We start from the raw sequence: 12,344 nt of genomic DNA on the forward strand, positions 1-12,344 counted from the left end.
CACCCCCAACGAGGACACCTTCATGGTAGACGACGATCGCGATTTGCGCAATGAATCTGCCACACGCACGGGCCGTGCGTCGTCAGCCGGTGTTGCGCAATCCGGCGGCAATCCCGTTGATGGTCTGGAGCGCGTCGGCCAAGTCGGCCTCGCGATCGCTGGGCGAGAGGCTCTCGCGCCTCAAATCGGCCAAGAGGCGCACCTGGAAAAACGACAGCGGATCGACGTACGGATTGCGCAACGAAATGGATTCGCGAATGACGGGCCGGTTGTCGAGCAGTTGAGCGTAGCCCGTGATGGCCAAAACGGCCCTCTCCGTCCGCGCATACTCGGCCTCGATGAGCGGGAAAATGGCCTCGCCCGCCTCGCCCGCGAGCTGCGCGTACTCCCTGGCGACGAGCATGTCCGCCTTGGCCAGGGCCATCTGCAGATTGTCGACGAGCGTGCGGAAAAAGGGCCACACCTCGTACATGCGCCGGAGATCGCTCAGGGCCTCTTCGTCTTCCTGCATCAGCGACTCCATCGCCGTACCAAAGCCATACCACGCGGGAAGCAGATGGCGGCTCTGCGTCCACGAAAACACCCAGGGGATGGCGCGCAAATCCTCGATGCGCGACGATTGGGAACGCCGCGAAGGCCTCGAACCAATGTTCATCTTGCCGATCTCGTCAATGGGCGTCGCGCGGTGGAAGTACGCAAGAAACGCAGGATGCTCAAACACGAGTTGACGGTACGCGCGAAAGCTGATGTCGGACGCCCGATCCATGAGGTCAAACCATCTCGGGTGACGGGCCACCCACTCGTCCGAGTCCTCCCGCGTCGCCCCGACGAGCACGGCCGCTGCCGACGATTCAAGGGACCGTTCCGCGATGCCCGGATGCCCGTAGCGCTGAGAAATGACCTCGCCCTGTTCGGTGATTTTCACATGTCCCCGGAGCGCCTCCGTGGGCTGGGCCAGAATGCTCTGTTCGACCGGTCCGCCACCGCGCCCCAAGGCGCCGCCGCGCCCGTGAAAGAACTTGATGCGCACGCCAAACCGCTCTGCCAGGCGGATGAGGCGCTTCTGCGCCATGTACAAGGACCAGTTGGCCGTGAGGTAGCCTCCGTCCTTGTTGCTGTCCGAATAGCCGAGCATGATTTCCTGCTGCCACCCGCGAATCTCGAGGTGGCGGCGGTAGACGGGATTTTCAAACAGCGATTGCATGATCCCCGGCGCGGACTCCAGATCCTCAATGGTCTCAAACAGCGGCACGACGTTCAGCTCGCTCTTCGGCGGCTTGTTTGGCCCGTCCGGCCATCCAAACAACCCCGACTCCTTCGCGAGCAGCAGGACTTCAAGCAGATCGCTCGCGCCCTGGGTCATCGAAATCAAGTAGTCCTGCACCGAGCGGGGTCCGAACGTCTCGTGACCCCGTCGAACGCAGTCGAGCACGGCGAGCGCCTCGGTCGTCAAGTCGGAGTACACGTGATACGGGTTGCGAATGGGTCGCGGCGACGCAAGACAGTCGGACAACACCTTCAGGCGCTCCTCTTCGCCAAGCGAGGCGTAACGGTCCACCAGGCCCGCCGTCTCCAAGAGCTCCGCCACGGCCTGCTCGTGCACGCCGGAGTGTTGGCGGATGTCGAGCGTGACCATGTGAAAGCCGAAAATCCGGAGCTGCAAGAGGAAGGGTCTGAGCCACGCATCCACCATGCGCTGGCCGCGATGGCGAGAAAGGGACTTCGCCATTCGCAAAACGTCCGCCATCATCTCCTCGGGCGACGCGTAGTACGCCGTCTCCACGCGCTCCCCGTGCAGGCGGCGGCGCGTGCCCTCGAGCTTGGCCAACATTTGGTTGATGAGCGCTCGGTACGGCTCGTCGTTCTCCCCCCCGATCGCGGCGAGGAGCTCTTCGTCCGCGCCTGCCCGATCGACCGAGACGCTGAGGTCGCGCCCAAGCTCTCGCAACTTTTGCTCATATTTGTTCAGGGCGAGATCGCAATGGAGGACGAGCGTCTGCCAAGTGACGTCCGCAGTGACGTTCGGGTTTCCGTCGCGGTCCCCGCCCATCCAGGAACCGAACCGGATGAGCGGAGGCAGCTCCAGGAGTTGGCGCCCGAACTGCTCCTCGACGGCCTGTTCCAACTTTTGATGGACGCGGGGAAGCACGTCAAACAGAATTTGGTCCAAAAAGTACAGGCCGTTGCGGACCTCGTCGAGGACCGTGATGCGCGATTTCCGCACGGATCTCGTTTGCCACAGGGCCACGATCTCGGTGCGAATGCGCTCGCGCAGCACGTCGAGCTCACGCGGCGTCTTGCGTGGGTCGTCCATCTCCTCGAGGAACGCGGCAATCTTCGTGTGCTTGTCGAGCACGGTGCGGCGGAGGGCCTCCGTCGGATGCGCGGTCAGCACCAACTCCACGCCGACCTCCCGCAGAAGCGACTCCACCTCGTCGGCTGTGATGCCGCGTTCCGCGAGCGTGCGCATGGCCTCTCGAAACGATCCGCGCAAAACCTGCTGCGAGCGGTCGTAATCGCGGTGGCGCCGCAGCCTGTGATTTTGCTCGGCGAGGTTGACCAGCTGAAAATAGACCGAAAATGCGTGAATGACGTCGTTTCGATGCTCGGGTTCAACCGCCGCGACGGCCGCCTGCAGCGCGGACCTCGTTACGGGCGACGGGTCCGCGCGAAAGGCCTTGGCCGCCATGCGGATGGCTTCGACGTGATCGAACACGTGCTGGCCGCACTGCTCCACCAGCACCTCTCCCAACAAATCGCCGAGGACGCGTATGTCCCGGTGCAAGGGTGCATCGTTCGCCAATCCGGTACCCTCCAGTCTCTCCACTCCACTGTGAAATCTGTCTCTTCAGTCTCCGTATCAGGTTACAACGGGCGCAATCCTCGCGCAACGAACGCTCGTCCCAAAACTGAGAAACTTCTCCTATACCTGAAACCGGTTGATGAGCGCCTGGAGATCCTGCGCGCGCGCGCTGAGCGACGAGGCCGTGGAGGCAATCTCCTGCATGGAACTCGCCTGCTGCTGCGAAGCCGCGACGACGCTCTCGGACTCCCGCGCGGCCTGCTGAGCGAGTTCCACCACGACCGCCATGTCGCTCGACATGTGATGCGCCTGGGCGACGATGGTCTTGGTGGCTTCGGCGACCTCCTCGACGCGCGTCGCGACCTCGGCCATCGAAGATCGAATGCGCGCAAACGTCCGCTTGGTCTCATCCGCCACGGCCGCGCCCGCGTCCACCTCGGCGCCGACCGCTTGGATGGAGTGCGCCACCTCATTCATCGAACGCACCACCGTTTCCACGATGGCATGAATCTCGCGCGCCGCATCCGCAGACGCCTTGGACAGGCTTCTGACTTCGTCGGCGACGACGGCGAAGCCTCGGCCGTGATCGCCCGCCCGCGCGGCCTCAATGGCGGCGTTGAGAGCAAGGAGGTTGGTCTCGTCCGCGATGTGGACGATGGCCGCGACAATCTGACGCACGCTCTCGGAGGCCTGGGCGGTCTTGCGCATCACTTCCGCCGCATCGGCCGACCTGCGGCGGATGGCGTCCATCTGCCTGGCCATCGCGTCCATGACTTGCGTGCCTGCCTCCGCTTCCCCATCCGTCCGCTCGGCGGTGTCGTGCAGCGCCTCGGCCAAACGGGAGACTTTGCCGATCTCGCCCTGGACCTGCGCCACCGCGTCGGACGTGTCCTCAATTTGCTTCACCTGCTCCTCGGCGCCGGCGGCCACCTGCTCGATGGACTGGGCGATCTCGGCCGTCGCCCGCATGAGCTCGTCTGAGCTCGCCGAGAGCTCCTCGGCGCTCGCGGCCACGTGCTCCGATGCCTCAGCGATGGCGCCTATGAGGGTCCTCAGGTTGCCGACGAGATCGTTCAGCACGCGAGCGAGGTCTTCCAGTTCATCCCGCGTCCTCACCTCCACCGGCTCGACGCGCAGATCTCCCTGCGCAACCCGGAGCGCCATTTGGCGCAGCCGGACGATGGGCCCGGACATGGTGACGGCGAGCGTGGCGCTGCCAATGAGCCCGATGGCGATGGCGGCGAGGGCGACGAGAGTGTTCCACACAAACGTCTGCACGAGCAGTCGATTGACGTGGGCGGATGCGGCGTCCTTGACGGTCTCCTCGTCCTGGGTGAACTGGGAGAGGCTCTGAATCAAAGGCTGCAAGGTGTTGCTCGTGAACATCGACTGCGCATCCGGCAGACTGGTCGACGCGAGGCGGAACGCGGTCTCGTTTTGGTCAAGAATTTGGCTCCACTCGGACTGAAACAGGTTCAGAATAGCCCTGTCCGTCGCGTTCACGGGCTGCCGCTGAAGAACGCTCAGGTCCTGCTGCACGCGCGCGAGATCGTTCTGATAATCCTGAAGATTGAACTGCGCGTTGTCTCCGCTCGGCGTGAGCAAGTAGAGGGCGGCGTCGTTGTCCGCCGAGACAATGTCGTAGTCAAACTGGCGGATGAGGTTCAAGACGGTGTCCGCCTGCTCCAGCTTTTGCACAGACCGGTGCAGCTGGGACAGCAAGATGCCGTTGACAACGCCGAGTGCCAATAGCAGAAGGGTGACGAGGCCGATGTTGACAAGAAACTTTTTACGAATGCTGAGCGTGGGCAGCAGATCCACAAACCGCTGACCAAGCCTGCGGAGTCGCGCCGCACGGCCGAGAGGATTGCCGCCTGGGGGATTGCCGTCGTAGGTGGACATGGGGGACCTCCAACCGAACGAATCATCAACTTCATCGGCACGGGCGCCGATGGTTCCTCTCCTCGTATTCGCGATTGCGCCAAAATTCCCTTCTCTTTGCCCGGCACGGCAAAGGCCCGGCGCCTTGAGGCACCGGGCCTTCCCGCTCTGCCCACAAAGTCCTCACTCAAACGTATCCCGCTCAAGCAGCTCCGCCAGCGCATGCACAGCCTGCTCGGCATCGCTTCCCTCCGCCTGAAGCGTGACCGTTTCCCCGCGGGCAATCGCCATCGACATCACGCCAAGCACGCTCTTGGCGTCGACAAAATGGCCATTCTTCCCAATCCGGACCTGACTCGAAAACGATGATGCCCGCTTGACGAATTCCGCTGCCGGCCGTGCCGCGAGCCCTTGCGGAAGATGGACGGTTAACACCTTTTCGACCATGTCATCACACCTCGACATCACACCATAGCTTCTTGACGTTCACCCGCAGGACCTGCGGCGAAGCCGATGGACTCCTCCGTCTCCGCGTCAAAGATGTGGATCTTGTTGAGGTCAATCGCGAGTTTGACCGTGCTCCCGACGTGGTAGACGTGGCGCGGGTTCACGCGCGCGACAATCGTGTTCGGGCCGATGCTCGTGTGCAGATAGACTTCGGAGCCCATGTGCTCCACGACTTCCACCTGCATCTGCAGGACGGAATCGGGATACGTCGTCATGAAGACCTCCTCGTCGTGCAGGTCCTCCGGCCTCACGCCAAGCACGACAGGCTTGCCAATGGCCCCCGACGCCTTCAGGACACCGTAGCGGCCCTCCGGAAGGCGCAACGAGATGGAGGGCGCACGGAAGTAGAACGCATCGCCGTCCTGCACAATCTCGCCGCGGACGAAGTTCATCGCCGGAGATCCGATGAACCCCGCCACGAACATGTTCTTCGGCTGCGAATACACGACCTGCGGCGTGTCGGCCTGCTGAATCACGCCGTCGCGCATGACCACAATGCGATCGCCCATCGTCATGGCTTCCGTCTGATCATGTGTAACGTAAATGACCGTCGTTTGCAAGCGCTGATGAAGCTTGCGGATCTCCGCGCGCATCTGGACGCGCAGCTTCGCGTCGAGGTTGGAGAGCGGTTCGTCCATGAGGAACACCTGCGGCTCGCGCACAATCGCGCGGCCCAAGGCGACGCGCTGACGCTGGCCGCCGGACAACGCCTTCGGCTTCCGATCCAGCAGGTGCGCGATGTCAAGGATCTTCGCGGCCTCCTGCACCCGCCGGTCGATCTCGGCCTTCGGCACCTTGCGCAGCTTCAGGCCAAACGCCATATTCTGATACACGGTCATGTGCGGATAGAGCGCGTAGTTCTGGAACACCATCGCGATGTCCCGGTCCTTCGGAGGCACGTCGTTGACGCGCCGGTCGCCGATGTACAAGTTGCCTTCCGTGATGTCCTCGAGTCCAGCGATCATGCGAAGCGTCGTCGTCTTGCCGCAACCGGACGGGCCGACGAACACCGTGAACTCCTTGTCCTGAATGTCGAGATTGAAGTCTTTCACCGTCGGCTCCGACTGGCCGGGGTAGGTCTTGTAGATATGCTCGAGCAACACGCGAGCCACGCTATCAACTCCTTGTGAGAATGCTCAAGTTGAGCGTAGCAAAACGCTTTCACGCAGGCCATGTGCAACTTGTACAGACTCTCGGCTCAATCGAGTGCAGTTTGACTGCGAATGAGCGCCCCGGCAGCGAAGAGCGCGAAGGCGTCCGCAGCCCGGCGGGCGTCAAGGCCCGAAACCTCCCGCAGTTTCTCAATCCGCGCGAGCAAGGTGTTGCGGTGCATGTAGAGCGATCGCGCCGCTTCACTGATGTTCAAGTTACAGCGCACCAGCGCTTCCGCCCATTCCGCCCACCCTTCCGGCCAGTCGGACTGATCCATCGCTGACAGGGCGGCCACGGACCGCAAGAGGGCCGTTCTGGCGGGCTCCTCCAGCCAAGCGAGCGCCATGCGGACGGGATCGTCGCCAAAGACCACGGCGTCCGCGTTGCGCCGCTGTGCCTCTCGACGCGCGAGTTCGAGCATGGCCACGCCCGCGGCCGCGTCCTCCGGCCTGCGAATGACGCCAGAGATGGCGACGCGCGCATCCACGAGCGCCTCGCTCCGAAGGGCGTTGGCCAGTTGCCCAGCGAGCATGGACAGCCCACGAACGTCCATCTCCGCGTGGCCGAGCGAAAGCCATGCATCGCGAAGCGCGCGGGTGTGCACCACCGCCACCGCCAGGGGGGCCGTCTGCGACAGATGCCATGCCTCCACCTCGAGATACGCTTCGGCGATCTTCTTCATCATCTCGGCGCTCTCGCCTTGGTCGACTGGGCCTTTCCCACGAGTCGGCCAGTCGATGGCCACAAGTTGGGCGGGAAACGCCGGGATGGAAATCGAGGCTGTCGCTCGGCGAAGCGTGGCGCAGCCGTCACGCCCTGCGAGCGCGGCCACGAGATCTCGCCAGGAGCAGGCACGCAACTGCGCCAAGGGATCATCCTCTTCTGTCACAGGCTGTGCCGACAGCGCCCACGCCAGAAACTCGCGCTCGCGGGGTCCGAGCGGCGTGACATCCACGCCGAGATCGCCCGCCACGCGCAGCCAGCACGCACCGTCCGCACGCTGGACGAGCGCGCCGATCTCGGCGCTGGAAAGCGACGCATCCCAGGTCACCCAGCGGCACGCCGTGCCCAGGGCATCGAAGAACCGCGAAACCAACTCCACTCGTCGTTCCATCTCATTCCGACTCCCAAACCGGCGTTCGGAGTTTCCCTCATTGTAGCACGTGGGGAGAGCAGGCGAGGCTCGCGCGAAACGGGTGGGCAAAAAAGGTGCGAGCGGGGCCAAAGACCCCGCTCACAGGAGATGTGCGATCACGCCGCGGCACCCTCGCTCCGCGAACGGCGTACCGCCAAAGACGGCTCGAAGCCGCGAACCGAGACGCGCCGGCTTCAATAGTTGTCCTTCGGCATGACCTCGCGCCGCGCCACGCCCGTCCGGCGGGCGGCTTCCGCCACGGCGTCTGCCACACGTTGAACAACCGCTTGGTTAAAGACAGACGGAATAATGTAATCCTCGCGCAGTTCGTTCTCCCGGATGATGGACGCAATGGCCTGCGCGGCCGCAAGCTTCATCTCTTCGTTGATGGTCGATGCCCGGGCGGCGAGTGCCCCCTTGAACATGCCCGGGAAGCACAGGAGGTTGTTGATTTGGTTCGGATAATCGGAACGTCCCGTCGCCAGCACGCGCACGTAGGGCGCAGCCACTTCAGGCTCGATTTCCGGCGTCGGGTTGGCCATGGCGAAGACAATCGGATCCGGGGCCATCTTCTTCAGGTGATCCACCGTCAACACGCCCGGGCCCGACACCCCGATGAAGACGTCCGCCCCCACGATGGCATCGTCAAGGGTTCCGGTGATGTTGTCCGGATTCGTGTGCTCCTTGTACCAGTTCCAAACCTCGTTGTCGTATTCCTTGCCGCGGTGCAGGATGCCCTCCAGCGTCACGCCGATGATGTTCTTCACGCCGGCGGAGAGCAGCATCTTTGTGCACGCGACCCCTGCCGCGCCGATCCCGACGATCACGACCTTCAGATCTTCCAGTTTCTTGCCGACCAACTTGGCCGCATTCATCAACCCCGCGAGCATGACGACCGCCGTGCCGTGTTGATCGTCGTGGAACACGGGGATGTCGAGCTCTTGCTTCAATCGCTCTTCGATGTAGAAGCAGCGAGGCGACGAGATGTCCTCGAGATTGATGCCGCCAAACGCAGGCGCGATGCGCTTGACCGTCTCGACGATTTCATCGGGATCCTTCGTATCGAGGCAGATGGGGAAGGCATCGACGCCCGCGAACTGCTTGAACAGCATCGCCTTGCCTTCCATGACCGGCATGGCCGCATACGGCCCGATGTCACCCAGGCCGAGCACCGCGGTCCCGTCGGAGACCACCGCCACCGTGTTTCGCTTAATGGTCAGCTGAAACGCCTTCGAAGGATCTTCGTGAATGGCCTCACAGACGCGCGCCACGTGCGGCGTGTACACGCGCGAGAGATCCTCGCGGTTTTTCACCTGGATCTTCGGTTGCACCTCGAGCTTGCCACCCAGGTGGACCAGGAAGGTCCGGTCGGATACCGCCACCACATGGATACCCGGCTCTGCGTCGAGCAGATCGGCGATTTGCCGGCCGTGATCGCGATTCGCCACGTTGATGGTCACGTCTCGGACCACCACATCCTGCGTCACGCGAATGACGTCCACCGCGGCGATGTCGCCGCCGGCATTGCCGACCAGGCTCGCGACTTTCGCAAAGGTATTGCCCTTGTTGGCAATTTCAAGCCGGTAGATCAGACTGATGCCACTCCGCTGAAACTCCATGCGCGACCTCCTCTATGCCGTCTCGGCTGGATACGCCTAGTGTAGCAGACGCTCGTTTTTGAAGACAATGCAGAGGTGCGCGCCGCAAACCAGGCGGAATCCAGGGCCCAAAAAATCCAGGGCCCAAAAAATCCAAGGCCCAAAAAATCCAAGGCCCAAAACGTGAAAGACGCGCCGGGTCAAAAAGGCGCGCCTTCATGAGTGGCGGTTAGGCGTCGGTGCGAGCCTCGTGCCGATGGAGCCCGAGCACCTCGGCCGTCTCCGACTGAATCGAGTGCATCAGATCGGGGCGTTCACGCAGCGTGACGCCGTACGACGGGATCATCTCGCGGATCTTCGCCTCCCACTCCGGCAGCCTGTCGGGGAAGCACTTGCGGATGACCTCGAGCATGATGGACACGACCACGGACGCACCTGGCGACGCGCCCAGGAGGGCGGCGATGGATCCGTCCTTGGCGCTGACGACCTCGGTGCCAAACTGAAGCTCCCCGCGGGGATGCCGCTTGATGACCTGCACGCGCTGGCCCGCCACCACAAGCCGCCAATCCTCGTCCCGCGCCGTCGGCACGAACTCCCGGAGCTCATCCATGCGCTGTTTCTTCGTCAGCATCAGCTGGCGAATGAGATACAAGGTGAGGGACGCGTTTTTCGCTCCCGCCGCGAGCAGCGTCGACAGGTTGTGCAGTTTGACGGATTTCACCAGATCGAGCATCGAACCGGTTTTCAAGAAGCGCGGCGAGAAACCAGCGAACGGCCCAAAGAGGACGTACTCCCGCCCACCGATGACCCGCGAATCGAGGTGCGGCACGGACATCGGCGGCGCGCCCACAGGCGCCTTTCCGTACACCTTGGCGCGGTGTTCGCGCACAATCTCGGGGTTCTCACAGACCATGAACAAACCGCTCACAGGGAAGCCGCCAATCCCCTTGCCCTCTTCAATCCCGGATTTCTGCAGGAGGAGTAGACTCCACCCGCCGGCACCGAGAAACACGAACTTCGAAACGTGGTCGTACGTCGCGCCGGTCTTCACGTCGCGCACGCGCAGCCGCCACATCCCGTCCCGCGTTCGCTTCACATCCAGGACCTCGCGGCTGCACTGCACCTCCACGCCATCGCGTTCCAGATGGCGAAACAGCATGCGGGTCAGCGCCCCGAAGTTCACATCCGTCCCCGATGCGATCCACGTGGCCGCGATGGGCCGATCCAGCTTGCGCTCCTTCATCATCAGGGGGATCCACTCGCGGAGCCGAGCGGGATCCTCGCTGTACTCCATTCCCTGAAAGAGGGGGTGCGCCGAGAGCAGTTGATGCCGTTTCTTCAGAAACGACACATTGGTCTCGCCCTGCACGAAGCTCATGTGTGGAACAGGCACAATGAAGTCCTTCGGGTTCTCGATGATGCCCTGCCGCACGAGAAACGACCAGAACTGGCGAGAAACCAGGAACTGCTCGTTGACCTGAATGGCCTTCGAGATGTCGATGCTCCCGTCCGGCTTCTCGACCGTGTAATTGAGCTCGCACAAGGCCGAATGCCCCGTGCCCGCGTTGTTCCACTCGTTCGAGCTCTCGACGGCGACCTCGTCTAAGCGCTCGAAGACGGTGATCGTCCAGTCGGGCGCGAGCTGGCGAAAGAGGGTTCCCAGCGTGGCACTCATGATGCCGCCGCCCACGAGCGCGACATCGGATCTCGTCTTACCGTCCATGTCGATCCCATCCTTACGCAGACGCGGGCGCGCAACGAGGCGCTCCGCGCAGACAAACTGGCGAACGGAAACTTCGTTTCACATGTGTTCCTGCTTCATGTCCAACATGTCGCTCAAACGGTTCCACCGTTCAACGTATTTCGACAACCCCTATAGAGTATAAATCATCGGCGCACCATTCGCGAATTTGCAGAAGGGCGCATCCCGACCATAGAAACGGCGGGGTGCGGCCGCACGCCGCCCCCGCCCTCCGCTTGCAAAGTTCAGCCTTCCAACAACAACGATTCCGGATCCTCAATCAATCGCTTGACCGTCACCAAGAAGCTCACAGCCTCGGCGCCGTCGACAATGCGGTGGTCATAGGACAGCGCGATGTACATCATCGGGCGGATTTCCACCTGACCGTTCACCGCGACCGGCCGCTCCACAATGTTGTGCATGCCGAGGATGCCCACCTGCGGCGCATTCAGGATGGGCGTCGAGAACAACGAGCCAAACGTGCCGCCGTTCGTGATGGTGAAGGTTCCGCCCTGCAGCTCCTCCAGCGACAGCTTGTTCGCGCGCGCCCGCGCGGCGAGATCGGCAATTTGTTGCTCGATCTCGGCAAACGTCAGCCGGTCCGCGTTGCGGACGACGGGCACGACCAGACCGCCCTCCGTGGCGACGGCGATGCCGATGTCGTAGTGGTGCTTCACGATCATGTCCTCGCCCTGAATCTCGGCATTCAGGAGCGGGAACTGCTTCAGCGCCCCCACGACCGCCTTGGTAAAGAACGACATGAAGCCAAGCCCCACACCGTACTTTTCCCGGAACGCATCCTTGCGCCGCTTGCGGATTTCGATCACGCGGCTCATATCGACCTCGTTAAACGTCGTGAGCATCGCCGCGGTGTGCTGAGCCTCCACGAGGCGCTTGGCGATGGTCGCGCGGCGGCGCGACATGCGGATGCGCTCCTCGTCCGGACGAACGGCGGGCTGAGCCGCCGAAGGAGACGCGGGCGCCTGAGCGGGCGCGGGCGCCTCCGGCTTCGGCCCGAGGCCAAGCGCTCCCGCCTGCATCTGGCGAAGGTCAATGCCCTGCGCCGCGGCCGCACGCCGCAAGGACGGAGTCGGCCGAACGAGAAGTTCGCCTGGAACCGAGACCTGCTGCGCCTGTGGAGCCTGCGCGCTCGGGGCCGCCGGCGCAGGCGCCTGCGGAGCACTCGGCGCCTGTGATTTCGCCTCCGCCGCCTGCTGGGACTCCGCCGCCGGAGCCGATGCAGCAGCCGGGGTCGACGGCGCTTGGCCTTCCGCGATCACGGCAATGACATCACCGATGCCGACCGTGTCGCCCACCTGCTTGAGGATCTGCGCCAAAACGCCCGACTCCTCGGCGATCACCTCCACATTCACCTTATCCGTCTCCAGCTCCGCGATGGCCTCGCCGGACTCGACCGCATCGCCTTCGCGCTTGAGCCACTGACCAATCGTCGCCTCGACAATCGACTCGCCTAGCGATGGAACCTTGACCTCTGCCACAATGGCTTCCTCCCCGTATTCGGCATGC

The 12,344-nt window shown here is 63.2% G+C and carries 8 protein-coding genes; all 8 read right to left on the bottom strand.

The genetic code is table 11. From position 1 onward, the window contains the following. Nucleotides 1–82 precede the first annotated feature (82 nt). A complete protein-coding gene (ppc, locus tag BW934_RS12690; protein WP_076348686.1) occupies nt 83–2,803 on the bottom strand; it encodes a phosphoenolpyruvate carboxylase in 2,721 nt (906 codons plus the stop codon). Nucleotides 2,804–2,923: 120 nt separating this feature from the next. Then, a complete protein-coding gene (locus tag BW934_RS12695) occupies nt 2,924–4,705 on the bottom strand; it encodes a methyl-accepting chemotaxis protein (protein ID WP_076348688.1) in 1,782 nt (593 codons plus the stop codon). A gap of 162 nt (nt 4,706–4,867) precedes the next feature. After that, a complete protein-coding gene (locus BW934_RS12700) occupies nt 4,868–5,131 on the bottom strand; it encodes an HPr family phosphocarrier protein (RefSeq protein ID WP_076348690.1) in 264 nt (87 codons plus the stop codon). 17 nt (nt 5,132–5,148) lie between these two features. Continuing rightward, nucleotides 5,149–6,303 (bottom strand): ABC transporter ATP-binding protein, encoded by a 1,155-nt coding sequence (locus tag BW934_RS12705; RefSeq protein WP_076348692.1) that lies wholly within the window; start codon nt 6,301–6,303, stop codon nt 5,149–5,151. An 86-nt stretch (nt 6,304–6,389) separates the two neighbouring features. Then, nucleotides 6,390–7,457, bottom strand: coding sequence for a helix-turn-helix domain-containing protein (locus BW934_RS12710; RefSeq protein ID WP_076348694.1), 1,068 nt, complete (start codon nt 7,455–7,457; stop codon nt 6,390–6,392). Nucleotides 7,458–7,672: 215 nt separating this feature from the next. After that, nucleotides 7,673–9,097 (bottom strand): NAD-dependent malic enzyme, encoded by a 1,425-nt coding sequence (locus BW934_RS12715; protein ID WP_076348696.1) that lies wholly within the window; start codon nt 9,095–9,097, stop codon nt 7,673–7,675. A gap of 208 nt (nt 9,098–9,305) precedes the next feature. Beyond that, nucleotides 9,306–10,799 carry a malate dehydrogenase (quinone) gene (gene mqo, locus BW934_RS12720; protein WP_076348698.1) on the bottom strand — a complete coding sequence of 498 codons (1,494 nt, stop codon included), beginning with the start codon at nt 10,797–10,799 and terminating at the stop codon, nt 9,306–9,308. Nucleotides 10,800–11,062: 263 nt separating this feature from the next. Then, nucleotides 11,063–12,316: a 2-oxoglutarate dehydrogenase complex dihydrolipoyllysine-residue succinyltransferase gene (gene odhB, locus BW934_RS12725; RefSeq protein WP_076348700.1), complete on the bottom strand. Its 1,254-nt coding sequence runs from the start codon at nt 12,314–12,316 to the stop codon at nt 11,063–11,065. Nucleotides 12,317–12,344: the final 28 nt, after the last annotated feature.

The organism is Alicyclobacillus vulcanalis, assembly GCF_900156755.1.
Taxonomy (GTDB): domain Bacteria; phylum Bacillota; class Bacilli; order Alicyclobacillales; family Alicyclobacillaceae; genus Alicyclobacillus; species Alicyclobacillus vulcanalis.

What these genes read in the sequence shown, in the direction of transcription:
- BW934_RS12695 (WP_076348688.1), bottom strand. Translation starts at nt 4,705, where the DNA reads ATGTCCACCTACGACGGCAATCCCCCAGGCGGCAATCCTCTCGGCCGT.
- BW934_RS12700 (WP_076348690.1), bottom strand. Translation starts at nt 5,131, where the DNA reads ATGGTCGAAAAGGTGTTAACCGTCCATCTTCCGCAAGGGCTCGCGGCA.
- BW934_RS12710 (WP_076348694.1), bottom strand. Translation starts at nt 7,457, where the DNA reads ATGGAACGACGAGTGGAGTTGGTTTCGCGGTTCTTCGATGCCCTGGGC.
- BW934_RS12715 (WP_076348696.1), bottom strand. Translation starts at nt 9,097, where the DNA reads ATGGAGTTTCAGCGGAGTGGCATCAGTCTGATCTACCGGCTTGAAATT.
- mqo (WP_076348698.1), bottom strand. Translation starts at nt 10,799, where the DNA reads ATGGACGGTAAGACGAGATCCGATGTCGCGCTCGTGGGCGGCGGCATC.